Source organism: Marinimicrobium koreense (assembly GCF_003762925.1).
In the GTDB taxonomy this organism is placed as follows: domain Bacteria; phylum Pseudomonadota; class Gammaproteobacteria; order Pseudomonadales; family Cellvibrionaceae; genus Marinimicrobium; species Marinimicrobium koreense.
The window spans coordinates 132,300-159,243 of sequence record NZ_RJUK01000003.1 but is presented as its reverse complement, the minus strand read 5'-3'; the positions used below and the strand labels follow the sequence as shown (position 1 = coordinate 159,243).

24 protein-coding genes are annotated in these 26,944 nt (G+C 47.1%); 15 read left to right on the top strand and 9 right to left on the bottom strand.

What is annotated here, in order from left to right:
* The first annotated feature begins 3 nt into the window (after window positions 1-3).
* Entirely contained in the window at window positions 4-1,443 is a 1,440-nt protein-coding gene (gene xrt / locus EDC38_RS15220) for an exosortase (protein ID WP_123639397.1), read from the top strand.
* Here xrt and EDC38_RS15215 read toward each other — a convergent pair.
* On the bottom strand, window positions 1,406-2,554 hold the full coding sequence (locus EDC38_RS15215) for a DegT/DnrJ/EryC1/StrS family aminotransferase (protein WP_123639396.1): 1,149 nt from the start codon (window positions 2,552-2,554) through the stop codon (window positions 1,406-1,408). The genes xrt and EDC38_RS15215 overlap by 38 nt on opposite strands.
* Window positions 2,533-3,552 (bottom strand): glycosyltransferase family 2 protein, encoded by a 1,020-nt coding sequence (locus tag EDC38_RS15210; protein WP_246004466.1) that lies wholly within the window; start codon window positions 3,550-3,552, stop codon window positions 2,533-2,535. The genes EDC38_RS15215 and EDC38_RS15210 overlap by 22 nt, the downstream gene beginning before the upstream one ends.
* A 202-nt stretch (window positions 3,553-3,754) precedes the next feature.
* Between EDC38_RS15210 and EDC38_RS15205 the strand changes: the two genes are divergently transcribed.
* A complete protein-coding gene (locus EDC38_RS15205; RefSeq protein ID WP_123639394.1) occupies window positions 3,755-4,858 on the top strand; it encodes a glycosyltransferase in 1,104 nt (367 codons plus the stop codon).
* On the opposite strand, the gene EDC38_RS15200 is transcribed toward EDC38_RS15205, so the two are convergent.
* Entirely contained in the window at window positions 4,849-5,697 is an 849-nt protein-coding gene (locus tag EDC38_RS15200) for a sulfotransferase family protein (RefSeq protein WP_123639393.1), read from the bottom strand. The genes EDC38_RS15205 and EDC38_RS15200 overlap by 10 nt on opposite strands.
* A 26-nt stretch (window positions 5,698-5,723) precedes the next feature.
* Entirely contained in the window at window positions 5,724-6,581 is an 858-nt protein-coding gene (locus EDC38_RS15195; RefSeq protein WP_123639392.1) for a hypothetical protein, read from the bottom strand.
* Window positions 6,582-6,664: 83 nt separating this feature from the next.
* Between EDC38_RS15195 and EDC38_RS15190 the strand changes: the two genes are divergently transcribed.
* The 8 genes from EDC38_RS15190 to EDC38_RS15155 are packed head-to-tail and all read left to right on the top strand — an operon-like array spanning window position 6,665 to window position 15,616.
* Entirely contained in the window at window positions 6,665-7,438 is a 774-nt protein-coding gene (locus tag EDC38_RS15190) for a sulfotransferase family 2 domain-containing protein (RefSeq protein WP_123639391.1), read from the top strand.
* Window positions 7,425-8,588, top strand: coding sequence for a glycosyltransferase family 4 protein (locus EDC38_RS15185; RefSeq protein ID WP_123639390.1), 1,164 nt, complete (start codon window positions 7,425-7,427; stop codon window positions 8,586-8,588). Before EDC38_RS15190 ends, EDC38_RS15185 begins: the two co-directional genes overlap by 14 nt.
* Window positions 8,585-10,081, top strand: coding sequence for a lipopolysaccharide biosynthesis protein (locus EDC38_RS15180; RefSeq protein ID WP_123639389.1), 1,497 nt, complete (start codon window positions 8,585-8,587; stop codon window positions 10,079-10,081). The genes EDC38_RS15185 and EDC38_RS15180 overlap by 4 nt, the downstream gene beginning before the upstream one ends.
* Window positions 10,082-10,104: 23 nt before the next feature.
* Entirely contained in the window at window positions 10,105-11,334 is a 1,230-nt protein-coding gene (locus EDC38_RS15175) for a glycosyltransferase family 4 protein (RefSeq protein WP_170162963.1), read from the top strand.
* Window positions 11,335-11,354: 20 nt separating this feature from the next.
* Window positions 11,355-12,170, top strand: a complete 816-nt coding sequence (locus tag EDC38_RS15170; protein WP_123639387.1) for a sulfotransferase family 2 domain-containing protein — start codon at window positions 11,355-11,357, stop codon at window positions 12,168-12,170.
* Between the two features lie 51 nt (window positions 12,171-12,221).
* Window positions 12,222-13,616: a phenylacetate--CoA ligase family protein gene (locus EDC38_RS15165; protein ID WP_123639386.1), complete on the top strand. Its 1,395-nt coding sequence runs from the start codon at window positions 12,222-12,224 to the stop codon at window positions 13,614-13,616.
* A 33-nt stretch (window positions 13,617-13,649) separates the two neighbouring features.
* On the top strand, window positions 13,650-14,654 hold the full coding sequence (locus EDC38_RS15160) for a CapA family protein (protein WP_123639385.1): 1,005 nt from the start codon (window positions 13,650-13,652) through the stop codon (window positions 14,652-14,654).
* Window positions 14,651-15,616, top strand: coding sequence for a glycosyltransferase family 2 protein (locus tag EDC38_RS15155; protein WP_123639384.1), 966 nt, complete (start codon window positions 14,651-14,653; stop codon window positions 15,614-15,616). The genes EDC38_RS15160 and EDC38_RS15155 overlap by 4 nt, the downstream gene beginning before the upstream one ends.
* Before the next feature lie 144 nt (window positions 15,617-15,760).
* On the opposite strand, the gene EDC38_RS15150 is transcribed toward EDC38_RS15155, so the two are convergent.
* Entirely contained in the window at window positions 15,761-16,915 is a 1,155-nt protein-coding gene (locus EDC38_RS15150; protein WP_123639383.1) for a hypothetical protein, read from the bottom strand.
* A 324-nt stretch (window positions 16,916-17,239) separates the two neighbouring features.
* On the opposite strand from EDC38_RS15150, the gene EDC38_RS15145 reads away from it, so the two are divergent.
* The gene (locus tag EDC38_RS15145) at window positions 17,240-18,133 is read left to right on the top strand and encodes a glycosyltransferase family 2 protein (protein ID WP_170162962.1); all 894 of its coding nucleotides are present in this window, start codon (window positions 17,240-17,242) and stop codon (window positions 18,131-18,133) included.
* A 1-nt stretch (window position 18,134) separates the two neighbouring features.
* Here the strand turns inward: EDC38_RS15145 and EDC38_RS15140 are convergent, their stop codons facing one another.
* From EDC38_RS15140 to EDC38_RS15130, 3 genes are all read right to left on the bottom strand, one after another.
* Window positions 18,135-19,367: an O-antigen ligase family protein gene (locus tag EDC38_RS15140; RefSeq protein WP_123639381.1), complete on the bottom strand. Its 1,233-nt coding sequence runs from the start codon at window positions 19,365-19,367 to the stop codon at window positions 18,135-18,137.
* A 3-nt stretch (window positions 19,368-19,370) separates the two neighbouring features.
* Window positions 19,371-19,844, bottom strand: coding sequence for an arsenate-mycothiol transferase ArsC (locus tag EDC38_RS16755; RefSeq protein WP_425462040.1), 474 nt, complete (start codon window positions 19,842-19,844; stop codon window positions 19,371-19,373).
* Window positions 19,845-19,946: 102 nt separating this feature from the next.
* A complete protein-coding gene (locus tag EDC38_RS15130) occupies window positions 19,947-21,134 on the bottom strand; it encodes a glycosyltransferase family 4 protein (protein WP_123639379.1) in 1,188 nt (395 codons plus the stop codon).
* A 137-nt stretch (window positions 21,135-21,271) separates the two neighbouring features.
* Here EDC38_RS15130 and EDC38_RS15125 point away from each other — a divergent pair, with 137 nt between their 5' ends.
* From EDC38_RS15125 to EDC38_RS15110, 4 genes are all read left to right on the top strand, one after another.
* Window positions 21,272-22,447 carry a carboxylate--amine ligase gene (locus EDC38_RS15125; protein ID WP_123639378.1) on the top strand — a complete coding sequence of 392 codons (1,176 nt, stop codon included), beginning with the start codon at window positions 21,272-21,274 and terminating at the stop codon, window positions 22,445-22,447.
* Between the two features lie 169 nt (window positions 22,448-22,616).
* Entirely contained in the window at window positions 22,617-23,468 is an 852-nt protein-coding gene (locus tag EDC38_RS15120) for a polysaccharide deacetylase family protein (protein ID WP_170162961.1), read from the top strand.
* Window positions 23,469-23,504: 36 nt separating this feature from the next.
* The gene (locus tag EDC38_RS15115; protein ID WP_123639376.1) at window positions 23,505-24,512 is read left to right on the top strand and encodes a polysaccharide deacetylase family protein; all 1,008 of its coding nucleotides are present in this window, start codon (window positions 23,505-23,507) and stop codon (window positions 24,510-24,512) included.
* Window positions 24,513-24,553: 41 nt separating this feature from the next.
* Entirely contained in the window at window positions 24,554-25,888 is a 1,335-nt protein-coding gene (locus EDC38_RS15110) for a FemAB family XrtA/PEP-CTERM system-associated protein (protein WP_170162960.1), read from the top strand.
* Here the strand turns inward: EDC38_RS15110 and EDC38_RS15105 are convergent.
* A complete protein-coding gene (locus tag EDC38_RS15105) occupies window positions 25,872-26,912 on the bottom strand; it encodes a GNAT family N-acetyltransferase (protein ID WP_170162959.1) in 1,041 nt (346 codons plus the stop codon). The two genes, EDC38_RS15110 and EDC38_RS15105, sit on opposite strands and share 17 nt — an antisense overlap.
* Window positions 26,913-26,944 lie beyond the last annotated feature (32 nt).

The following is a 26,944-nucleotide window of genomic DNA, read 5'->3' as shown; positions in this document are numbered from 1 at the left end:
GACATGATGAAAACCTTGCCCCTATTGTTGACCCTGGGATGGTTTGGCCTTTATAGCCGTACCTTCGCAGACCTCTGGGAGCGATGGATACGCTGGGACAGTGAAATGGCGCATGGACTGCCCGTGATGCTCATTTTTGTTTACCTGCTGTGGCGTGATTGCACCCAAACCACCTGGGCCGAAAAGCGTGCCGGAAGAAGGGTTGCTCTGGTAGCACTGGCTGCCTGTTCACTGATGTGGTTCCTGGCGGCCCTGATCAACATCCAGATTGTTGAGCAGGTGTTATTGATCCCGATACTTGCCAGCGCACTGGCCAGCCTTTATGGATGGCCGGCAATATGGCAGCGTCGGCTCCTGTTATTGTTTCCCATCTTTGCTATTCCTGTGTGGGGCAGCCTGAACGAAGGGCTGTTGAGTCTCGCGAGCCTGGTGGTGGGCGAGTCGGTGAGGCTCATGGCCATACCGGCCCTGATTCAAGGCAACAGCATTTACTTGCCCTACGGCCACATTCTGATTGCCGATGGCTGCTCCGGCATCCGCTACTTCGTCATCGCGCTGACCCTCGGGTACCTGATTGCTTACCTGAACGGTTATAAAGAATGGCGAATGCTTCCCATGTTGTTGGTGGCCGGCTTTCTGGGGCTACTGACCAACTGGGTCAGAATATTCGTGCTTATCGTCATTGGCCATTACACCGAAATGCAAAGCAGTCTGATGGAAGACCACGAACTGTTTGGCTGGTTGTTATTTGCCGCGTTTATCCTGCCCGCCGTCTATTTTGCGCCTCACGCCTCGTCGTCTTCTGCCGGGCCAGCCCTCTCGGCGCGAAGCGTACCTGGGGCGCGGCTTGCGATAATGACCTTGTTGGCAGTGATGGGACCTCTGCTGATAATCGTTTATGGTGGGCATTTCAATCGGATTGATCGACCTGCGCCGATCAGTGACGCCACGCCTACCAACCAACCCCGTATGCCGATGATGGTTCGAGCACCCGCTGGCGCCTTGACCGAGATTAACGCCCTGGGAAATACGGGCGTCATTCGAACCGATCATTATTGGCGCGACTCCCTGGAGGACAAGTTGGTCCCTTATCTTCCCCGCCTGTTTGATCACGAGCTTTGGCAGCAAGTCACCCAGACGTCGGTCAACATCGATAGCACAGGCGTTTCTCAGGCTGTGTATGTAGAAAAGGGCGGTCGTCGACGGGTGGTTCAGCTGCAGTGGTTCGAGGTGGGAGGTCAACGGACATCAAGTCGCACCTGGGCGAAAATTCTGCAGATCCCCGCGACGCTGGGAGGGAGAAATGAATTCTCCATTGTGACCCTCCAGGCCGAATGCCGCAGAGAGTCGTGTGAGGAGGAGGCCGAAGAACTACAACGCCATGCGCAGAGCCGGATCGTCGCCGTTACCCGGCCCGACCAAGCTCTCTCAAAATCTCGCTGATAATGAGAGCCTGATGTCGGGCCGTGACCCGGGAGTGAACCGGGAGGGTCAACAGACGCGATGCGAAGTCAGTGGCGTTCGGGCAAAGCCCCCCCTTGCGCAGATCCCCGGAATTCACGAAAGCATCGATGGTTCGCTGATAAAGCGTCGTCACACCATACCCTTTGAGCCTCGCCATTATCCTTTGTTGTGTGACGGCATCGGGCACCAATATAGGGTAACGCAGCAGGCGCCGCCGACGGCCCGAGAATAAACCGGTCAGTGCGTTGACGCCCTTAAGCGCCTGATCGTAAGCCTGTTCCGCCGCGCAGGCGCGAGCACGGTGCTGAACAATGTTACGGTCGAGCAGCGAGTAGCGCAGATCGTCCATCCCTTCGATGTTCCCCAGTGGGCTGTAACGGGTCTCTCCCAATTTGATCAACGGGTTACGACTGAGCACCTGATAACAGAGAGGCTTTAACAGCTGATTGTAAGCGGCGTACTTGAGGCGAAGCGTCAGCCGCTGTGCGGCGGAGAAGGAACGCGGGGCGGGAGTCGATACCTCCAGTGGATTCCGATGCAGTAATACCCCTCCACCGAGAAGGCTGACGGGTTTACCGCGCCCGAAGGAAAAGACCACATAATCCCCCGTCAGCCGAGATGTATCGCTGGCATCAGGGAACCACTGCGCATTATCCTCGATCAATACCACCTCCGGAAAATGACTGAGCCGCGACCGGAGGGCTCCGAGATCGTCGGATAACCCGAGGAAATTGACAGCAATAACGGCACAGGTGGTATCGGACAACGCGCTGGTCAGGCTGCCGAGGTCATACCCACAATCATCGGCGGCCAGGTCAACCACGACGGGAAATAACCCGGCATAATGGATGGCGGCGACAAGGTCGGGGCAACAGTAGGCTGGAATGATGACCTCATTCCGCCCCTCCCGACGCTGTCTTTGGGCAATGTCCAATAAGCCCAGCGCCAGCGCCGATGTACCCGAGTCCACCCAGGTAGCGACATAGCCAGGAAACTGTGTGGCTTCTGATGCGGAAGACGCCGGGCCAACCAGCACGTTCTCCCCGGCCGGGGGCAGGTGCCCCCGGACTAGCGAGCCGAGGGCTTCCATGTGGTCATCCGATTGCCGCGCAGGAATTTGATCGATGCATCCAGAATCGCCAGGTTCACCTGAATAAAGAAGTAAATGATCTTCACCAGCGACTGCTCGCGTGTTGTGGGCCAGAGCTGACCGATGACCGCGACCAGGTAGAATGCCACCTGCCCGATCAACGTCAACGAATAGATGGGATCCGTACCCAGCAGAAAAACGTTGCTGATCAACAACCCGAGCAGAAACCAGGGAACCAGCCAGCGCATCAGCTTGTGGGAGAATACCTGGAAGGCGAACAGGCCGAACTTGAACGGGTTCAACACCTCGCTGTGTCGTGCCAGGCCTGCCATGCCCCGGAGTACGGTGCGGACCTTGCGCATATACTCCTTTCGGGGGTCTTTCAGGTCCTTGTAATACCCAAGCACATCGGGGGCAGTCACCGCCCGAAGTTTGAGTCGGGCGGTATTCAGAGCGGTATTGAAATCACTGGGGGCATAGATATCCCACTGCTCACAGACCTCACGCCGGGCGGCAAAAAAAGACCCGCTAAGACCGACCAGACCCGCCAGCCGGGACTCCTGACGCCGAAGCCACATCTCGTACCGGACGTAAGCCCCCTCACCAGCCACTTTGCCGTCGGTACTGATAAACCGATCCTCACTGGATACCGCGCCGATCGAAGGGTCCTGAAAGTAGCGCTCCAGCGCCAAAAGGGCATCGCTTGGAATCTGCGTAGCAACATCGGAAAACACCAGGATATCGCCCTGGGCCGCCTGAATCGCAGTCTTCTGTGCGTTCTCCTTTCCCAACCGATCCTGGGCGCGCACCAGCTTTACACCCTGTTCGGCGTACTCTCTGACGATGTCGTCAGTACCATCGTCAGAGCAGTCAGAGGCCACGATCAACTCCAGCCGGTCCGCGGGAAAATCGAGTGCCAGGGTATTTTCGATCTTCTCCCGTATTCGGTCTTTCTCATTAAACGCGGTGACGATAACCGAGAGTGATAATGGAGTCATTGGTGTTGTCGTTGGCAGCCCGGAGGTGTCATTCTTCGGAAAGAGTTTCAAAAGCAGCGGGTACAGAAAGTAGCTGTAGACGGAGCCCAGCACCATTGTCCAAAACAGTAACTCTAACATTAACCACCCCTTCCAGGCTTTCGGTAATAATCGTTTAAAGGTAGTATGCACTCACTTGGAAAGCGCTCAGTAAGGAATCCTTGTGGCCAAACCTGATCCCCGACTACGTGTAATGCACATCATTTCTGGCGACCTATGGGCCGGTGCTGAAGTGCAGGCTTACACACTCTTAAGCCAGCTTCGGCATTACTGTGAGCTGCAAATTGTCCTCATGAACTCTGGTCGTCTGGCTGATGAACTGAGCGCATTGGATATATCCATCATTGTGCTGGATGAAAGTCGTATCGGCAGCTTTCAGATCATCCGCGCTTTACGCGAGGCCATGAACCGCTTCCAGCCGGATATAGTCCACACACACCGGCAGAAAGAAAATATCCTTGGGTCAATTGCCAACCTCACCAGTGTTAGAGCCAAGTGCCTAAGAACGACGCATGGCGCTCCTGAGTTCTCCGTCGGCGGCCTTCAGAGAATTCAGCGCGACGTAGACCGTCTGGTGGGCCGGTATCTCCAGCAGGCGATTATCGCCGTCTCTGCGGATCTTGGCCAACAGCTTGCGGCCCACTTTCCGCCTTCCCACATACATATCATTCACAATGGCGTGGATTCCGATGTGTTGCGGAAGTCAGCCGTGGGTACTGCCGACTTTCGCCAGACCCAGCCGGACAGCCTTCACATTGGCATTTTGGGTCGGCTTGAACCTGTCAAGCGGGTTGACCTGTTCCTGAAAATGATACCGTTGCTCAGATCCCAAAGGCCCGATCTCTCCCTGAGGTTCCATGTCATAGGTGAAGGCCGACTCCGCTCTTCATTAGAGGCAATGGCGCAGTCACTCGACGTGAAAGAACAGGTGCACTTCCACGGGCACCGCCCGGATATTCCCGCCTGTATTTGCGCACTGGATGCCGTCATCATGTGCTCTGATCATGAGGGAACACCCATGGCTGCGCTTGAGACCCTGGCGTTGGGAACCCCGTTGATTGCTCATGATACCGGAGGACTGTCCGAAATTCTTCAGAGCCATCCAGACTTTCTGGTACAGGAGCACAACGAACATGGATATGCCCGGGCGGTCATGAATTGGCTTCAACGTCCTGAGGGAGAAAATCCCGTCCTGGGATTGGACTATGAAGCAAGCCATAATGCCCGCAGGACCGCATCCTTGTATCGCCGTCTCAATCAGGTCTGACGGCCGCCAAGTCGCTCATAACCAAACCGCTCCAGACAATCCCCTGCAATTTCGTTGATCGTATCAATTTGCTCGGCTGTCAGCTTCTCGATGCTGACAGCGTTAAGGTCTTTCACCGAGTCTTTTCGTTCATGAATACGGAAGGCTTCATCTTCAGGTAACGCCGGGAACGGCTGCAACCCCAAGAATTCTGCCAGCTGATCAAGCGTACTCTGCGGGTTGCCGGTCAGATCCTCATACTTTACCCAAGTGAAGTGCTTCAAGTACTCTGAGTCCTGATCCAGCACCTCATTGCCGCGGGCCCATTGGCGCGCTGATCGATCAATAGGCCATCCGTCCTTGATATGTTTGGGGTTTCCCTTGCGGCTGATACCCTCCGCCACCGCGTAGCCATTTCTGACCAGGCCGATGAAATGGGCATTTTCAAAATGCTTTTGCAGCCAGCGAGTGCGGGCACTGTTGGGAGGGGACTTCTCGAGCAGAACTGGTTTAGACAAGTCCAACCGCATACCCCACTCCTTTTTTATCCGAATCACGTCGGGGCCCGAGTCTGATTCGGTCAGGCGGAAAAGATCTTCCCTGTCGACCCACATGCGTGGCAAACCGATGTCGAAATCCTTAACAAACTGATCGGTAACAAAATGACCTTCAGTCGGCATTGCTGATATGTCTGGGTGTCGCCCCATCAGCTCAGCGAGCAGCGTTGTTCCGGAGTTGTAACAACCGACTATAAATACCCATTTCTTTGGTTTTGGTACGGGAGTAAACGCTATCTTCAGCTCCCGCCAGAGGTTGCCGGTACTTTCCCGAAGTACAGCACGAATTCGAGTGCCTTGCATGATAAGTTCCTTGTTGGATCCTGCCGCTAGCGTATGCCCGATCCTGACAGCGGCGGCGGTGCATAACCATATTGCTCAATAATAAACGATTCCCTGTCCTGAACAAGCTGGATCGTTTCCTGGTCGTAATAAAAGCCCGTTTCCCTCCGTGTAGACGTGTTGGTTTTTTTTACTTTCCCCTGTTCAATGAGCGCGATATCGTCCTCGGTAAGTGGTACGTTTGCGCAGCGAAGGGCCTCGATCAAATCCTCTTCCAGGGATTCATTGCGAATAATAAAGTTCGTAATATTATGCGTAGCCCATAAGTCGGATAATGTAACGCCGTTCGACAGTGTCGAATTTTGATACAGTTTGTCGCTCAGGTTGGTAAACAGTTTGAAATAACGATAGGTCAATAATCCGTTGCTTTGGGCCAGAGGGCTGAAGCCAAACCCCTCGCCAATATCGAAACGCCGGGCGGGGTTGAGTATCATCTTCAGCCAGGCTCTAAAGCCCTCGGGGTCCGCGCTGTCCTTGTAGCTGGCGCGCCACAGGGAAACCGGCTTGTTAACGTCCGCCAGAAGCTGACGGCCATACTGGCCTGGAGAGAGCCAATTAGTCCCCATTTCCTTATTGATCTGGCGCCAGTAATAGTTAGCGTCAAACCGGCGAGTGGTCCGGTGGTAGACGCTGCCATTTCCGTCACAGCCGAAACCCCATAGGGATACATACCAGTCCCATGGGTTTCTGATTGACCCGAGGATAAAGCGATGATGAAGGTTGGCCGGGACGATATTGTGTTTGCCTTGCTGATGGCCGTCCAGTATGGTCCTTAGGCAGCGACCTATGTGAGAGCCACCGGTTTTATGAAGCTCTACAAAAATAAGGGGTTCCGATATGAACATGCGGCCTTAATCTTCCTGGTTCAAAGTAGTTTTGTTATTGGAACTGCGATAGTATATCCGTCTCAGGAACGGAGTCGACTACAATGCCTTTGTTGAGAACACTATATAACCGACTGCTTTCAAATGAAAGCCGTTATTGGCTATACAAACAGCGCCATAGAAAGGAATTTGAGCGCCTCAAGACCCGGGTCAACCACCACCCAAAAGGGGACTTTTCCCTAAAGGGTTTTTCCGAACGAAAGGCCATCTTCGTACATATCACAAAATCGGCCGGCACATCGGTTGCCTTGAGCCTTTTTGGGGCGCTGCCCTATCACTATACGGCCTCTCAGTACCGGGTGATATTTGGCCGTAACGACTTCAATCGCTTCTTCAAATTCACATTTGTTCGGAACCCCTGGGACCGGCTCTATTCGGCGTACAGCTACCTCAAAAATGGCGGCTGGGACGACAACGACAGGAAATGGTCAGATGAGAACCTGGGGCATATAACGAGTTTTGAGCAGTTCGTCATGGAGTGGCTTACGGTGGAACGTTTGGAGAGCCACAAGCATTTTTGGCCCCAGTCCTGGTTCATCAAAGATGCCAATGGGAACGTTCTTGTGGATTACGTGGGGTACTTTGAAACAATCGGAGCGGATTTCCGCCTGATTTCCGAAAGGGTGAACCCACAAGCAGAACTCGCTCACACTAATGCCTCTAAACGCGGAAGTTACCGAGATATCTATGGGGCAGACACCATCCGACGGGTTGCTGAGCTATATCATGAAGACATTGAGTCGTTGGGCTACGATTTTGATCGGTTTGACCGGCGTCAGGTGAAGAGCCGGAGGTTGGTCCCCTATGACGAAGGTTGATGCGAGCAGAAAGCCCGGCCTGCTCATGGTCGCCAACTGGGATTCCGATGTCGGTTATGCCTGGTGGTTGATGGAAAGCTATTGGGCAATGATCGCATCGGAATATGACTCAACTATGAGATCCATTCTGGCTTACCCCAGCATTAGCCGGATTCCGGATGTTATCAGAGATGCCCCCATTGATCCGGTGGTCGAAGATTTCTCCAGACTCAAGCTGTCGACTCTGCGGAGGCAGTGGGTGTTTCTCAAGAGGAACCGGGTAAAGCTGATCTACCTCTCGGATAAACCTGCGAGGCATTGGATCTACTTGGCCTTTCGGTTGGCGGGGGTCAAAGCGATCCTCGTCCATGATCATACCCCCGGTCAGCGAACCGCTCCCACCGGCCTGAAGCGATGGTTCAAGTTGGTACTTAACCGCATGCCCGGACTTACTGCCGATGCCTGCATCGGGGCAACCGACTATGTAAGGAAGCGCTACCTCGAGGTTGCCTGTATGCCGGAGGAAAAATGCTATGAAGCCAGTAATGGGATACGGCTAGGTCTGCCAGCTCCCATCAGTCTGCACCGTACATTGGGTATACCAGAGGGTCGGAAGGTCATCGTAACCGCTGCAAGAGCCAATCGGTACAAAGGGGGGGATTTCGCACTGCGCGCATTATCCAGAGTCAAGGACCTGATCGGTAATGACAGCTGGCACTATGTGTTTATGGGAGATGGCCCCCACCTGGAAGATTTCCGCGATATGGCAAAGAACCTCGGGCTGGAAGACAATGTCAGCTTCCCGGGGCGCGTTGAGGGAGTTCCGGCACTACTTCAGACGGCCACTTGCGCGTTTCACCCCTCCAAAGGGGAGGTGGGATACTCCTTGTCGATCCTGGAGTACATGTTAGCGGGCCTGCCGGTAATTGTGCCTGATAATCCATCAGTGAGTGGCGCAACGGAAAACAACGTGACAGGAATCATATACCATGATGAGGACGTGATGGAAGCGGCTCACGCCATAGTACAAATGATTCAGAAGGTGGAAGTCGTAGAAAGAATGGGCCAGGCAGCGAAGGAAAGAGTCCGGGAAAAATATTCGTTAGATGAAACTCATCGAAAACTTCGCAATATTTTCCAGTCAGTTCTGGAAACAGGGCTGCATTCATGATTCCTCAAAGGTCCAGCAAAAAACGCGCAGCGCAACATATTGCCATTTACTCCGCAGGTACCATTATCCGGCAACTGGCCGGATTCATAATGTTGCCAATCTATACCTCCTATCTGACGCCGGCAGATTATGGTGTTGTTGGTCTTTTGGTTGTTATGGTGAGTCTTTTTGAACTGCTGATCGGAGCAAGGTTCGCTCAGGCGGTTCCGCGATTTTTCTATGAACAGGAAAGTAGCGAAGGTCAGAATACTGTCGTTTCAACGGCACTCGTCATTACCTTTTCTATAAGTATTCTATCTACCACTCTTGTATTTATCTTCAGCAACACAATATCGAATCTATTCTTTGGAACACCTTCATTCTATCATTATGTTTCAATTTATGGATTTATATTGTTATTTGGTGCGGTTGAGGTCTATGGGCTAACGTTTTTCAGGCTTAGAGAAAGTCCAATACTTTTCATCGTAAACTCTATCAGCAAGCTAATTCTTCAGTTGGTGTTGAATATAGTTTTTGTAGTTAATCTGGAGATGGGTGTTGCGGGCGTTGTATACTCAAGCGTAATTTCGTCACTTGTTTTTGCGATAATTTCTGCGTTCTATATTCTTTCTCATACTGGACTATCTGTTGATTATTCACTGATACGTCGTTTTATCATATTTAGCTGGCCATTATGGTTAGCCGGACTAGCTGGCTTATATATAGGGTCTTCCAATAGGTTTTTCATCAGGATCTTTTCAGACCTTGACCAAGTGGGTCTTTTTGAGTTGGCTGGGAAATTTGCTGCAATAATACCAATGCTCTTCTGGAAACCATTCTCCCAGTGGTGGCAAACTGAAAGATTTAAAATATATCAGAGTGAAGACAAAGGCATCAGTGTTTACCCTAAAGTATTTGATGGAATGGGGATTCTTCTGGTGATAATAGCATTAGGAATCTCGGTGACATCGGGCCCTATAATTAAACTAATGTCTAGTCCTTTGTTCTATCAGTCTATTCTGGCTATACCGCCGTTAGTCTATGCAGCTTTGCTTACGGATATGACCAACTTTTTCACTTTTAGCTTTCTTGTTTCAGACAAGAACATTTACATAACGTATATTAAGTATTTGTCGGCTCTCTTTATAACAGTACTATACTTCATTCTAGTCCCAATATTTGGGTATATTGGCGCCTCTTATTCTCTTTTGATGGCTACAATTTTTGTCTTTTTGCTTTCATATAACAAATCCAAAAAGTTCTTCGATAATAATATAAAAATTAAGTATTTTCTTTCAATTGTTTCGGTATCTTTCGTTTTTTCTATTATTGATCAATGTTTTTCATTATCCATAGATAGCTTGACTATATTGCTGTCATTAAAAGTGATATTAATCTTTGTTTTCTTTTTATTAATTTACTTATCTTTGTTCTTTAAAAAGGAAACGAAGATCGTGGTCGACAGTTTCATAAAGACAATTTGGGATGTCGTATTTGCTAAAGTCAGCCGTTAATAAATTAACCCCTTGGAATGAGTATGGACAAAAAAGCGAAAGTTATAGTTGTAGCTCCTAGGTTCCCTGCAATTAATCAGCCGTGGATTGATACATACTTGGAGCAACTTCTAAAAAATAACTTCGATGTTACTATTTACTCAGAAAACTATAGTAATGATATATACGGTGAGAAAGTTGATACATTAAATCTTACCGATCGAGTAGTTAGATTTCCCTTCGAGAGGAAAAATTTAATAACTCCGGCGATTGTAAGTCTCATTCGTCCCTGGAGAATCATGAAAAGTGTTGAAATCTCAAAGGCTATTTCAAGCGATACCAAGTCGTTTATTAAGAACATTTTCTATGCGCTTAAATTTTTTTCCAAAATTGAAAGTTTCAAAGACGCTAGCATTATACATTCACACTCAGAGGGGTTGACTTACAAGTTTTTAATTCTATCAAAAATTCTAGATATTCCGATTATACAAACCTTCCATGGATTGCCGCCAATGGGAGTTAAACAGCTAAACGAGAAGAAGCGAGAAATACTGTATAAAAATGTTAGCCGGGTTTTAGTTAATACGAGTTTCTCGTCTGAGCAGGTTCAACAACTGGGATGTGATAAAAAAATAATCACCATTATTCCTCAGGGGCTACCGCTATCAGAATTTCCTTTTTCCCCAATGCCAAAACCCTCTCCGGAAGGTGGTCTGAATGTGATTACTGTCGGAAGATTTCATAGGGATAAAGGGCAGGGGTACGCCATAGGTGCGTTAAAGAGATTGATGTCCAGTGGTGTGAACATCAAGTGGACATTTATAGGGGTTGGCCCCGACATAGATAGGCTAAAGCGCCTCGCTATGAGGTTGGGGGTCAGCAGCAGAACTAGCTTTATAAGCGGATTGTCCTCCAAGAAATTAGTAGAAAAATATAGCTCTAATCATGTTTTAGTTCTTCCTAGCATTTCGTCTAAAGAAGGGCATGTTGAGACTCAGGGTGTAGTAATACAAGAGGCCCAGGCAACTGGTTGCCTTGCTGTAGTTAGTCGAACTGGTGGAATCCCGGAGTGTGTAAACGAGGGGGATGACGCGATTCTGTTCAGGCAGAGATCGTCCCGTGATATAGCAGAATCTATATGTAGATTAATGACCGAAGAGTTTCCTTGGGAAGAATTTCAGAATAAAGCACGATTAAATGTTGAAGAAAATTTTTCCGCTGATGTTATTGGGGAACGCATGGCAACCATTATTATGAAGCTTATTGAAGCTTGAGGATATACCGGAGAAACTAAATGACTAACCTGATATTCATTCATATACCAAAGACTGGCGGAAGTACATTTCACTCAATTATTAACAAGAGGTACGATAGCTCTGAAATATACAATGTCTTTGGCAGTAAACAGAACGACGAAGAGATTAGAAAATTTATTGATTTGCCTACATATGAAAAAGAAAGGATTAAGCTTCTTAAGGGACATATGCCTTTTGGGCTACATTCCTATTTGAACAACAATTTTTCATACATAACGTTTTTGAGAAATCCCATAGATAGAGTTATATCCCAGTACTATTACATCAAAAAAAATAAGAATAACCCTAATCACGAAATAGTTGAGGGGGACGCCATGTCGATTTCCGATTTTGTTGAGAGCGGAATCGTCACTGGGATGAATAATGGGCAAGCACGATTTATAACTGGTGATGTGAACAGACTACCGTATGGTGATGATACTGATTTGCTAAATGATGCTAAAGAGAACATTAACAGATTTTTCCGGTGGGTCGGAGTTACGGAAAGATTTGATGAGTCAATGATATCCTTGTGGAAGATTTTAGAATGGAATAAAAAACCGTACTATATAAAACAGAATGTATCGAAAGTACGGAAGTCACTTTCTGAAATTGATGAAAAAGATCTTAAAGTTGTAAAGAGCTATAATAGTGTAGACGAAAAATTATACGAATATGCAAATCAATTGTTAGATGAGTCGTTATCCAATATACAAGATTGCGACAAAATTTTAGAAAGCTATAAAAAACATAATGAAAAAATTTCGAATAGGTGGTCTTGGCTACCTGAAAAATATCAAAGATTCTTTATATAGAAAAATTGAAGATGTGGAAGGTTTGCAGTTGGATCTATATGAGATTTTATTATGCTAAGCTTAGATGAATTATACAAAAGATCTCCTTATGCTATTCAGCACATTGGGTTCAATTTATATGCCGGAATTCTACATCACAAAAGATACGGGACAAACTTTAAAAAGATAAAATCGCACATTGATTCAACTGAACATTACTCGAGTGATGAGATAAAGGAATATCAGTATCAAAAATTAATGAAAATATTGCTGCATTCTTACGAAAGCGTTCCGTTCTACAGAAGGAAATACTCGGAGATCGGAATTCACCCTGAGGACATAAAGTCTTTAGAAGATATGGAGAATATTCCTCTTATAACCAAAGAGGATATAAAAAAGTATCCAAACGAATTTATAAGTGAACGGTTTAAAAAATCATCTCTCGTTCATGGGCATACATCGGGAACTACCGGGGCGCCTCTGAATTTGTACTGGGATGAGCATACTTCTGTCTTTAACAATGCACTGGATTGGAGACAGAAAAGCTGGGGGGGTATCACAATTGGTGACAAGATAGCTGTTTTCCTAGGAAGAACTATTGTATCTCCCTCAAAGAAAAGTCCACCGTTCTGGCAGCTTGATAGATTTCATAACATGATGTGGTTCTCATCATTTCATCTTTCAGACGATCATATTGATTCGATACTGAATACGATGAAAGAGTTTTCTCCTAAAGCCATTGAAGGATATCCTTCGACTATATCTATAATCGCTAAATATGCTTTGATAAGAAAAATCAAAATAAAAGTGCAATCCGTTTTTACCTCTTCGGAGCCTTTGCTTGATAATCAAAAATCTGTTATCGAAGAAGCTTTTTCATGTGAAGTATTCGATTTTTACGGTATGGCCGAAAGGGTTGTATTTGCTACGCAGTGCGCTAAAGAGCATAACTACCACCTAAATTTTGAATTGGCATACAACGAGATTGTTAGCAGTGATGGGAACGTGATGAAACCAGGTGAGAGAGGGTATGTTGTTGGAACCTCTCTAACCAACTATGCCATGCCGTTAATCAGGTATAGGACAAATGATATTTCGTCAATTTCAGAGGAAAAGTGCAGTTGCGGTATTGAAATGGATATTCTTGATTCTGTGGCGACGAAGGAAGAAGATATAATCGTTACTAAGGATGGAAAGATGATATCGTCATCGGCGTTAACGCATCCGTTCAAGCCCATAACAACTATAGTAAAGTCTCAGGTAGTGCAAACATCATTAGAAAATATCACTATAAAGGTAGTGTGTGGTGAAGGATTCAGTAATTCCGACATATCAAATCTTGTTAGATCTTTCAAAGATAGAGTTGGCCATGACATGAATGTTGAAGTTGTAGTGGTCGAAGATATACCAAGAACTGAGAATGGAAAGTTCAGGTGGCTGATATCAAAAGTTAAGTTGCCCATTTGAATAGAAAAGCTTAATGTTTATAGGGTTATCATAATGAAGATTCTTTTTGTTGGCGACATTAACTTGGGCGAATACTATCCCTCAATTGGAAATGGACCAGGGACCTTCGCTGAAACAAACTACTTATTTTCGGAAGTCCAAAGCATTATTGACGAGTGTGACTTCTGTGTAGGAAATCTTGAAGCATCTATTACTTCAAAAGGGTGGTCTTCAAATAACCCTGAAGACTTAATACTGAAAGTAAAGCCATCAGTGGCAGGTCAACTAAAAAAAGCAAAGTTCAAAGTTCTTCAGGTAGCAAACAACCACGCAATACAGCATGGTGATGAATCATTCAATGAGTGCTTAAAGATACTGGATGACCTGAAAATAAATCCAGTGGGCTTGAAAAGTCAAAAGCTCGTTAGAGTTTCTGCTAATGATGTTAGCATTGGGTTTTTGGCGGCTTCGGATGTACCTGATAATACATATCGTGATCAGGATACTTATCAAAAAATAAATGAAGAGTTTTCCCGGCTAGTTAAAGAGTCAGTTTCGGAAGTTGATCATTTGGTTGTAATGTTGCACTGGGGCTTAGAGGAGTCGCCTGTTCCACTACCATATCAACGCGAGTACGCAAAACAACTTAAAGAGATGGGCGTCTCCGTTATAATAGGAAGTCATCCACATATATTTTATGAAATAAGTAAGGTTAATGGTTTCATGTCAGCCTATTCTTTAGGGAACTTCATTTTTGATCTGTGCTGGGATGAAAGATTATCTAGATCTGGCGCTCTTCAAATTGAGTTTAGTAAGAACAGTATTTCAGGAAAGGTGTGGCCTATCTCTCTAAAGAAAAATGGCTCGTTGCCAACTATAACAGGATCTCCAATAACTATAGACGATAATGTTGTATTGTATGACAATGGGAAAAGCGTTAAATGGCAGAGAGTTAGAAAAGTAGTTTATATGGCAAAGAATATCTTAAAAGGAAAAACTAGACAAAAAATTAGATTTCTTATGTCTAAGGTAGTTTCAACGATAGGGATAAGTAAATGAATACCGGTCTCCCAAGTGTTTCAATAATAATACCCACTTTCAACGAAGAAGAATATTTGTCGAATTGCTTGCGGTCGGTAAAAAGCATTGATTACCCAAATGAAAAGTACGAAGTTATAGTAGTTGACAATGGCTCTGAAGATTCGACTTTAGAAATTGCACGTAGTTATGGTGTTAAAGTTTATGTAAAAGAGAACATTAAAGTAGGGGCTGTTAGAAATTTCGGTGCAGAAAATTCCTATGGTGACGTGCTCGTTTTTCTGGATGGTGATTGTGTCGTTGATAAGGGGTGGATTCGAAGAGGGTTGGAGTTACTGGACAATAATTCTGTGGTTGGAGGGCAGTACTTTCTTAGAGAAAATCCGTACTGGGTAGAAAAGTATTGGATTCTAAATCCTGACGGTGCGTCCTACGAGACCTCCTCTTTAGTGGGAGGATGTATAATGATTAGACGGGACGACTTTTTGAAGGTAGGTAGGTTCAACGAAAGTCTGAATTCTGGCGAGGATAGCGAGCTTACCCATAGATTAAGGAGAAGTGGCGTAAACGTAAGAGTTACGAGACAGTTTAGCGTTACTCATCTAGGATACCCTACAAGCCTCACAGGTTTCGTAAAACGTCAAATTTGGCACTCTATTGATTACGGCTTACATACTGAGAAGTCGTTTAAAGACAAAATATTTATTCTGACGTCATTCTATGGATTTGGATTGATATTCTCAGTCGTAGGGTTGTTAACATCTGCAAAATTATTACTTATAGGATTAGCTTTGGCGTTGATTTGTCCGGCATCGCTTTCAGTAAAAAGGATTAGAAGAAGTAAATACAAAGGTTCACTAAAAGACGTGTTTTCGATTTTCCTTATAGATAATGCATATCTGTGGGGTAGATTAGCAGGGTTATTATCAGGTCTTTTAATGAGAGTGAGATCTAGAAAGGGTGAGAAGTATTTTAGAGGATAAACGAAAGTGCGTTAATATTTAAATCCAGTAAGATAAATTGTTTTCTATGAGATTAAACTTGAATAGTTGAACCCGACCCACTTTAGCGTTAGCTATATGTTAAGTGAGTCGGAATTCAAACTGATTCTTACAGCAAAAGCATCGTTAGTTTTCAATAACGGGTCGATTTACCGGGCCGATTGTCATTTCCGGGTCCGTAAATGTTTCAATTTTTATGTTGTCAAAGTACGCGTATCCTTTTACTTCGTTGCTATGCTGCCAGTTTCCGGCGATAGACATCCGTACCAACTCGCCAAGAGTAAAGTTATTTGCTTCCACTACTGGACGTGATACATCTTTATCGATCTCGCTCACGAAAAGTTGATACCTGGCATCATTCGCACCAGAGCTTGATTCACGCGTAAATACTTCTTCGAAGTAGACCCAAGTGTCTTTAGGCATGAAAAAGGCGTCTGAATCGTTCATTGATTTCGCGTACTTATCACCGTTAGGCATTGTAAGCTCAAGAGTCAGATCTCTCTGTACCGATAGCTTGAGGGTTACAGCCCTGGCGTTCTGTCCGGGAGATTGCCAGTATGAGTAACCAAGCTTCATTGTAGTGTTAGGAAGTTGAGTCTCGTTCGGTATGTAAAGATAAAAGCGCCTGGCTATCGACTCTCCGTAACCAACTGTTGAACGATCCACATTATCGAGATAATTGATTGCTTTGTTGCAGTCGGAGCGTCTGTTAGTTGAACCACCAATCGTCCCATTTACACCGCAGACTTTGGGCAGATATATCTCATCTCCGACTGATACCGAAGGATCAATCCCGTGAATGGGCTCCTGGTGAGGGGCTGAGATATCAAAGCATAGGTTACCGTTTGACTCGTTAGTCACCTTCCAAGTGCTGAATTGATTACTTTTGTTGTAAACAATAGTTTCATGAGGTCCGTTGGGGGCATTAACACACGCGGTAGAACCTGAAATACTAGCTACCGTCACGTCATCTCCACCACAGACGTTACAAAAGCCGTTCCGACCGTTAAAGTCCATTTGCAACGAATTCCGGTACGAAAGAAACTGTTCCCCCTCAACGACTTGATAAATATCTCCCTTACCTACCATCATTCCGTTTTGCACGTCACTTGTTACATTCCAGGACCAGACAGGATTCGGTGAAGAATTGACTACTTTTGTAGAAAAGTTCTCTTCAAAGAGTACCTCGGCACTTGAAGCAGGGATGATTTGGATTGCGAGTGGCGCCATAATCATTATCGAGAAAGCTCGACGCAGGACTTTCAAAACATCGGTAATCATAATTTGACCCAAAAGAAATACATTAGAAAAAAACACACATCCATATACTGATTAACGATATATTCAATTACAATGGTTAGTGTCGGATTATTCCTTATATGCAGAACAGTTCACCAGAAAGCTGTGATCCACCTTGAATACCGACAGGCATTGTTATAACCGTAATTAGATTATAGTCTTCAACTGTGGATTAGGAGACAATTTTATGGTCGGGTTATGCCAAAATATTATAAAGAGAGTGGTTCTTATTTTCTTTGTGGCGTTTCCCTCAGTCTCGTCCTCTCTAGGCCAACTCCCGTATACAGGTCTTTGGAGACCAACGAAATGAAAGAAAACAAGGATCCTAACCCTCTAGTTTCAGTAGTAATCCCAACCGTAAATAGAAAGATTTGGGTCACCGAAGCGTTAGAATCTGTATTGTCCCAGACTTTCAAAGATTATGAAATTATAGTTATTGACGATGGGTCTACCGATGGTACCTATGATTATTTAGAGAATCTATACGGTAGCAGAATAAAACTCTTTAAAAATGGAGGTTCAAATCCACCTACGGCAAAGAATATTGGTGTGAGTTACGCCAGAGGGAAGTATATCGCCATATTGGACGATGATGACTTATGGTATCCCAATAAGCTTGAGCGGCAGGTGGCATTAATGGAGGAATCTGATCAGTCCGTCGCCATTGTTGGTGGTGGCTGTGATTACATAGATGAGTTTGGAAATAATTTTTGGAAGGAAACTATACCCAATGAAGAGATCAAGTACAGCGAACTTTGTATAAAGGTTCATATGCCAGGAAGCGGATCAAATGAATTAATAAGACGAAGTGTTTTTAACGAACTGGGGGGGTTTGATAATAGTCTGTCCCGGGGTGAAGATAGGGATTTCTGGATAAAGGTGTCTCGAAAGTATCGAATTTTAATGATCAGAGAAGTTTTATGTACCATCCGTATCCACAAGACAGCTCGGAAAGGCGTTGATTTTGACGTGATATATAGATGTAGGAAGGAGATTAACAGGCGAATTCCGGAAAGATATTTGAGAATAAAAGCAGACGCATGGCTGTATTATTATTTATTTACTCTTCAGTGGAAAGAGAATAAATCTTTAGCACTCTGGTATATGGCCAAGTCATTCTTGATATACCCCGCACCACTTGATTTAAAAGTGAGTAGGATAAAAGGAATTTTTGAAAAAGTTTTGACTAGAAACAACTAATTTAAATCTCCTTTCTAAAACAGTTTTGGAGCGAAACATAAAGGGCTAGGCCTATCCACATAAAGGGATAGTAAACAACGCTGACAAACTGGCCGGCCACGACAAACCCGAGTATTCCTATTGATATTCCCTTTTGTATATTTAGGAAGAAAATGTCGTCTTTGGAGTTTCCAGTCGCCTTCTTCTTCAATAAAAATCTTGATAGCATGACGATGTAGATAAAAAGACCTACTAATCCGGTATCGGTTCCAACCTGAATGAATATGTTATGAGGTAGCTCGGCTTCCGGATATAGCATGTCACCGTAATAATATCTTTCGTAGTATGGCACGAAATTAAAGAATCCTACTCCAAAAAATGGATGATCTTTTATCATTTCGATGCCGTTTGTCCAATAGAGGATCCGTTGCTCCGAGGTCTTGTCATCTCCCATAGTCCTAAAGCGTTCTTTCTGCTCTTCTGGAAGCAAAGACATGACGACAAGCACTGATATCGAAATTCCTAAAAGAACTTTGACTCTAAATATTTGCTTGTAAAACATAACAATACATTGAATTGACAGTGCTAGCTGCGCGCCTCTAGAGCTTGCGCCCAATATTGTCATAACAGGTGTTATTATGAATAATAGTAAAATAAACTTTTCCCAAGGTTTTACATAATCTTTCAGCGCTATAAAGAGATAATACGCAACAGGGAAAAAAACTAACATCTGGATGCTAAGCTCGCCTGAATTGCCAAAAAAACCTCTTGGTCCAGTAATGCCCCACTTTGTAAAGCCAAACCCTCTCGACACCCAAACTTGGGCTCCATGAGATGAAAGCTTAAAGCTTGCAAGAAGGAAGATAAGCAGGAAAATATAAAATCGTTCTTTTGTCGTTACCGTGTTAATTATGAGGAAGTATATTATTAGCCACGTATAGAAGAACTCTAAATAATGTCTGGAGATTGCTGTGTTGTAACCTGTGTATGTGGAAACCAGTATTACAAGATAGAAAGCGATAATCCATTTGTTGAGCCGATCAGAAACCCATTTTCTATTGCTGTCGAACAACAACCCTAATGCTGATAATAGAATGAGAATGGATGTCCAAGGTAAGAAATTTATCGACGGTACGATGCTTTGTGGTCTGACATATTCGAAGAACAGATATCCACATATCATCCAGAAAGAAAAACCTTCCTTCCAGAATTGATTCCATAAAGGTTTTACCTTTAGAAAATACAGCTCCTGCATGATCTACGATGCCCTAGAGGATAGATGCATGGCAGACAGAGCAACTTCGCGCTCACACCGGTCAAAAAACATATCGCAGGTGTTGTGTGGGTCATGTATGTAGGGCTTAGCTTTCGGCAGCCATAAACCCGCCAATGTAATGGTTGTTGTAGGTGGAATTTCCCTGTCTCTTAGTGCGGCCAAGTGGCTGGGTTCCATGCCAACGATCAAATCACCTGATTGGTATGTATAATCCTGGAAGTTTCTTGTTATGTGCAGGGAAAGATCTAAGCTGATAGACTCTGCAAAAGACCGTGCTCTAGGGTCAGCCGGGTCTCCTCCTCTGCAGTGCAGGCCGTAGGACACTGAGGGAAATCCCATGCTGTTGGCCACCGCTTCCGCCAGAGGGCTTCTGCATATGTTCCCTGCGCAAATAAATACGAGGCGTTCAACTGAGTCGAAATCGACACTCTGGTAAGGTCGATACTTTCCAAGCATCATCGAACTATAGTGCCAGATGGCTCTGGCCATCCCCTTCTTTGATCCAAAGGAGTTTTTGATTTTCTGGTCTAATCTTTTTAACACGATTCGTGGTCCATTTTAGCGATTCCTTTGATCTGCGATAACATCAGAAGCCCCTGCTTTCCTGGATGACAATCTCGACCGAGGGCTGTGAAGTAAAGACTGGTAGATCAGTCTGTACTCCTGAAGAGATTTCTCAAGGGAGAATACTTTCCTGACAGCATCCTTACCTGTATTCGCCCATCGCTCACCGGTTTCGGGATCCTCAATGAGAGTGATGATTGCGTCAGCTAATTCTTCGGGCGAATTTGTGTTAACTAGGCATCCGGTTTCGTTGTGTCTAATGATTTCCTCTGGTCCGCCACATTTTGTGGCAATGATGGGCAGCCCTGTTGCCATTGCTTCTATTGTTGCGATAGAGAAGCCTTCCGATGACGACGATAGTGCAAAATAATCGACTTGTCCCAGAAATTCAGCGGTGTCTGAGTGGAAGCCGATAAAATGGACGTTGCTCTGGACATTGGTTGCTTCCATTTTCCGGTTGAGCTCTTCCATCAGTTTGGCTTTTTGATGGCCTGCAATGACAAAGTGAACCTTGGGATTATGCGCTATCACTGATTTGGCTGCAGAAATCAAAACATCATAGGCTTTGGCCGGTCTGACGTTTCCAAGGCTCCCAACAAGGATCGCATCACGTGGGAGGCCTAGACTTTGCTTGATCGTCTGCTGGGTGGTTCTTCGGTACCTATCGACCTGTATCCCGTTGTAAATAATGCGGATCGCATCTTTATGAAATAATCCTCGCTGCTCAATATACTGAGCGAGATCTTCGCTAACGGCTACCAGTCTATCAACACCGGCACGCATGATGCGGTTCTTCAGGTAAACCCGGCGTTCGTTGGGGTTCACATCGACTTTTCCGTGGATGGTGGCTACCAGCGGAATGCGCCGTATAAAGGACAAGAGTGAATAAGTAAGGGTTGAGCCAAGTAGGTGAGCCTGTATAAGCGCAACCTGCTGTTCGCGCAGGATCTGGAACAGCCTCCAATAGTATTTCAGAGAAAGAAACCCTTCGGGTTTGACGATGAGGTAGGGAATGTTCCGACTTTTGAGTTGGTCCTCCACCCAGCCTGGTCCCTTGATAATGGCTATCGTGCCGTAGCCTTCAATAGCCAGATGCTGAGCGAGATCCAGGAAAACTGTCTCAGCACCTCCGGGTCCAGTCGTATCAATGGCGTGTAATATTGTGGGTTTTTGGTTTATCATTCCAGGGAGCCTGACCGGTGTATTCCGGGTTTCAATTTACTATAAAAGGTGTCCTTGCGGCTAGCGCCATTTGCGATGCTGAGGTCCCCTGTTGTATTAGCCACTTCGGTGTTAAACCTAAGGAAAGTAGTAAGCCCGTGACTTTTAATCGTGTTCTGGTATTGGACGCCGCACAACGCAGTGCGCTTGCGGTTACCCGTTCTCTTGGCAAGGCCGGTATAGAGGTGAGCACTGCGGATGCACTCCCTCGGTCATTGGCCGGCTGCTCGCGTTATAGCCATCAATATTATCAGTGCCCCAGCTCTGAGAAGGAGCCCTCTGCCTTTGTCGATTGGCTGTCGAATTTATTGACAGAAGTTCCCTTCGATATGGTTCTGCCCGTCACAGAAATTACCAGCCAGTTGTTGCTGATCAATCGCGTGCGGCTCGGTCCTACATTATACCCGTTTGTCGATTATGACGTTCTCATGTCCTTGGCAGACAAGGGTGAGCTGGTCAAGCGAGCGAACGAGCTGGGGTTGCGGTGCCCCGAGTCCCGCAGATACCACAGTGCTCAGCAGCTTGATATCGACGCGCTGGATTTTCCTTTGGTTCTGAAACCTTGCCTCTCAAAGGTGTATGTCGGTGGTGGTTGGATTTCTACCCGGGTCCGCGTTCTATACTCGAAAGAGGATCTTGAAAGAGAGCTTCGGTTGTCTCCCTATCTGGATACGCAGCCATTCTTGCTTCAGGAATACATTCCTGGAAAAGGAGCTGGCGTTTTTTGTCTGTACGATCGGGGAAGGGCGGTCAGCTTCTTTGCACATCGTCGTTTGCGAGAGAAGCCCCCAGAGGGTGGTGTGAGCGTTCTCAGTGAGAGTGTATCCGTTGATTCAGAGTTGAAAGAGTTTTCTGTAAAATTGCTCGACAGCGTGGGGTGGCACGGTGTTGCCATGGTTGAGTTCAGAGTAACTGACGATGGAATACCCTATCTGATGGAAGTGAATACTCGATTCTGGGGGTCGCTGCAATTGGCGGTTGATTCTGGTGTCGACTTCCCGCTCTGGTTATGGCAGATTGAGAGTCAGGACAGGACAGCCACTTTTCCCGATGAGTATGTGGTGGGGCAGCGGTTGCGATGGCTTCTTGGAGACCTCGATAGCTTGTATTTATACTGGCGTGGGGAACGTTCCTTTTCGTCGAAGCTCCGTAGACTGCTGCAGTTTATTGCCCCCCAGGGTAGACGGTGTCGTCATGAGATCAACCGTCTCGATGACATGGGGCCGGCAAAATTTGAGTTTCAACAATATATAAAGCAATTACTGGGTCATTGATTCAGTGAGGAGTCTGGTCATCAAAGGTCTGCTCAAGGCGGGTATAAGGTCCATGGCGAACACGCTGGGTCCTCATCGGAATCCGGTCTTATCAGGTCGTCTATGGATCTTGATGTACCACCGTGTCCTACCGCGAGACGATCGACGGTTTTCCCTGGAAGAGCCGGGTATGGTCGTTCAGCCCGAAACGTTTCAGATGCATTTGAGAGAGCTGAAGAGACACTTTGACCTTGTGTCGCTCGCGGACTGGGTAAATGCGAAAGATAACGATGAGCCGTTACCCCAGAAAGCCTGTGCGGTCACGTTTGATGATGGCTGGCTGGACAACTACGAATACGCTTTTCCGATATTGAAGGAAGAGTCTGCTCCCGCCACTCTGTTTGCGGTAGCCGACAAGATAGGAACTGATTTCCAGTTCTGGCCAAACATCATTGTTGGGCTGATGTTCTGCGACGGCATAGGCGCGATGCGGGATAACGCAGTATTAAGGAGTGCCCTCTCTTCGTGTGATCCTGTATCAGGGCGGGTAAGCGGAGATCAGGTCGCTTCGGTGATAAAAGCACTGAAAGCGCATACGGATTTGGATATATTTCACGCTTTGGAGTCTATTGGCTGGCGTAAGTACTGTGGTGAGCACTTGGGGTGTGCGCTCATGGGCTGGCAGCAACTCAATGAGATGAGGGGCTCGGGACTTGTGACTGTGGGGTCACATACCAATACTCACCGTCGGCTCACCTCTTCGGTTACTTTACCGGATATGGAATATGAGATTGTTGATAGCAAACGGAAGTTGCAGCGCGAGACGGGTGACAGTATTGATCTATTCTGCTTCCCAAATGGCGACTATAACCAGGAAGCGCTGGATATGGTACGAACCCACTACAGAGCGGCGGTTACCACTCGAAGGGGTATCAACCTTAACCGCTCGGCCAACAGGCACGAGCTGACCAGAATCGGCATTCACGAAGATATCGCCAGTAATCGACGACTTTTTGGAGCAAGGATTTCCGGTTGGGTTTAAACTGATACGTATCTGGTTCGGATAAAGGCGGTTGTTATGAACAGATGGATTCGCCGGGCAATGACCAGTCGTGGGTTGGAGAGATGTTTTTCCGCGCTCTCAGGACCTTATGTAACGATATTCATGTTGCATCGTCCCCTACCGGGGGACCGGTCGTACCATGGAACCTCAGAAAAGCTGCTTGAAGAGTGTCTTCAGTTTGCGGTAAAGCAAAAATACGATTTTATTGCACTGGATGACCTGATCGACCGGGCGGTGCAAGGTCAACGGATAAAGCGGCCTACGTTGTGCTTTACACTCGATGACGGGTATTCCGATCAGGTGACCAGGTTGATACCCGTGTTGTTGAAATACGACGCAAAACCCACTCTGTTTGTTATTACGGATTTCATCGATGGAAAGGATTGGCCCTGGGACGCGAAGATAAGCTTTCTGATAAGAAATAGCCGCCTCAGAGAAGCATCAGTTGTTATGCAAGGCAGCGAGATACCACTAAAACTGGATTCGGTAAAGGATCGTGTGCATTCCAGGCGACTTCTGAGTGCTTACGCCAAGAAAATCCAATCTTCAGATATTCCTGAGTTTGTTGATCGTATCAGCGCAGCCCTGGATGTTGAAACGCCCTTCTCTGCGCCAGAAGACTACCTTCCTGCGAGCTGGGATCAATTGCGAGAAGCAGAAAAGGCTGGCGTGACTATTGGTTCACATGCTCGTTCTCACTTCGTTCTTAGCGCAATGAACCCAGGGAGGATATCGGAGGAGCTGGTCTATTCCAAGGCACGATTAAAGGAGGAGCTTCAGAGCCCCTCTCAGATATTCTGTTATCCGTCGGGTACCACTCAAGACTTCAGCCGAAACCACGAGCTTATGGTGAGAATGGCACATTATCGCGGTGCTGTAAGCACAATATCCCAGACGTCTTACTTGAAGGATATCAGGAGGAATCCGTACAGAGTTGCGCGTATAGGGTTTCCTGGCGACTTTGATCAGTTTATGCGGTATGCGTCCTGGATCGAGGCGCTGCGTAGCAAGCTTCCGGTGTAAGCCCGTATGAGGACACTATGACGTCGAGGGAATCAGATACTGTGAGTCAACTCGGTACGGCTTGCCATTCTGGGGTGGGCCTTTCAACTGACTCAAAGGTATTAAAAGCAGAGTTGAAAGCACTGAAATCAAGAAAAGCGGAAATCGCCAGAGGTTTTAAATCGGTCGAGCCCGATAGCGACCAACGCGAGGCTTTGATCGCCGATATGACAGCGGTTTCTGAGCGTATAAAAGCGGTCGAGGATGCACTGAAACCGTCCCGATCGCAGCCTGCAGTGCAAGCGTACCAGGAAACGAAAGCTCCCCCCTTTTATCGTATATCGAACGAGTCAGAGTATACTCAGCCTTTTCAGTTGAGAGAGCTCAATAGTGAAGAGTATGACGCCTGGTTTCAGTTTGTAAGAGACGAAACCGCAGCACCACTTTATATGCATCGTTCCTGGGGCGGTCTTATTCAGAAGTCTTTTGGGCACCCCACTCGAATTTGGGTGGCAATGACCCCGGAGGGGCGTATCGTTGGTGGCGTTCCTCTGACGTTCTTTTCGAGTCGGCTGTTTGGTCGGTTTGCCGTTTCAGTTCCGTATTTTAATTATGGTGGAGTATTAAGTCCTTACTGGAATGTGGCGAAGGCGCTGTTAACCGGGTTGCAGAAGGTAGCTCATCAGGAGCAATTGACGCACATAGAGGTGCGAACCATGCAGGATGGACTATGGCCCAATAGTAGCGATAGAAAGGTATCTATGGTGTTGCCTCTGCCTGAAACGCTCGAGGCCTTGGACCGGCAGCTGGGTAGTAAGGTGCGGGCACAATCCAAAAAAGCTGAGGAGCACCATCCTACGGTTGCCTTTGGTGGTTTGGAGCTCCTAGATGACTTTTACCGGGTCTTCGCTCGAAACATGCGGGATCTGGGGACGCCGGTGTACGCCAAGAGTTGGTTCGCCAATGTGCTCTCTGAGCCCGGCCTGGCGGCAACCCTGGTGGTGGTCAAGGTCAGGGGGCGGGCTGTGTCGGCCGGCTTTCTGCTCGGGCATGGCCCAATGCTGGAGATCCCCTGGGCATCAACCATCAGACCGGCCAACGCGTTGAACACCAATATGTGGATGTACCGCCAGATACTCGACTATGCCGTTTCCGAAGGCTATGAGTTTTTTGATTTTGGCCGATCAACGCGGGGTGCGGGTACCTACCATTTCAAGAAGCAGTGGGGCGCGAAGCCCTATGAGCATCACTGGTACTACATTACGCCGGATCACTCAAAGCCGCCGGAATTGAACCCGGATAACCCGAAGTTCCGTCTGATGATCGCACTCTGGAAGCGAATGCCGGTATGGTTGAGCCGGTTGGTGGGCCCTCCGATCGTCAAGCACCTTCCATAGTCGTAGGCTTCGACAGTCTGTCCTGTAAGCGATAGGCCAGTTTGAGCAGGGGGTGTCGAACCAGCATTAGGGTGATCAGGTCGGCGTGGCAGTTGGCGAGGGAGGCCTTATATTGCGTGTTTTTACCTTCACCCGCCATGAAGTCATAGTGGTCGTACTTGGCCTGAAACGCTTTCTCGATCTGGTAGCCAAGGTGCAGGGTGCCAAGCGAGACGTTTTTCACAAGGTCTTCTGCATACCCTGCCTGAAGGTTGTAACAGCGCCCCTGAGCGGCGATATCCAGCGTTGTTGACACCGGCTCTCCGTCAAGGGTGATGACCGATAGATCGACGTGTGCTCCAGCTTGGTCGAGCCGGGTCAGCAGGTCTTCAATGAATGTCTGGTTGCGGCCGTGATAGCACGGTTTCCCCCACCGTTTCTGGTGGAACTGGTTGAGAAGTTCGTAAAAGGCGTTTCGCCGGTCGGGCCACCAGTTTTCGAGTTCGACCTGTCCGGCTTCCTCGAGCTTCTTGCGTCGGTTGAAAAGCTTTAGCCGGGTGTTTTTCCCAAGGCCTGTCAGGTAACTTTCAAATCCCCCGACGCTCAGATCGACAGCAAAAGCCGTGTTGCGTTCTTGTTCTCGCACTTGTAATCCCAGATTCCTCGCTGCGGTCTGAATGGCTTCGAACTCCGGGGAGCCTTCGGGTATATCGGGGAAGCAGAGTTGGTGCCAGTTCTTTTCGGCCGTCAATTTTTCCAGGAATTGTTGCGCCTCCAACACGGTTTCGGCACCAGACAAAACCAGGTATTCGGCCCGGATGCTGCGGGTTCCGGGAGAGGTGGCGCCGATCGGGGTGGCGCTTCGGACTGGCAGAAGTCCTTTGAGTTTTTGTGGGTAGGTATAAAGGCCCGCTTCGGGATGCAGTTTGATGGCGGGGTGGTTGCCGTAGGCTTCTTGCCAGGCTTCTAGCCAGGCTGAGGAGTAGAATAGGCCTTGGCGGTGGTGGGGTGGGAAGAATTCATCTGGGTGTGGGGTTTCTGTCATCGAGGCCGCTAACTCGGTTGCGGCGGATGCGC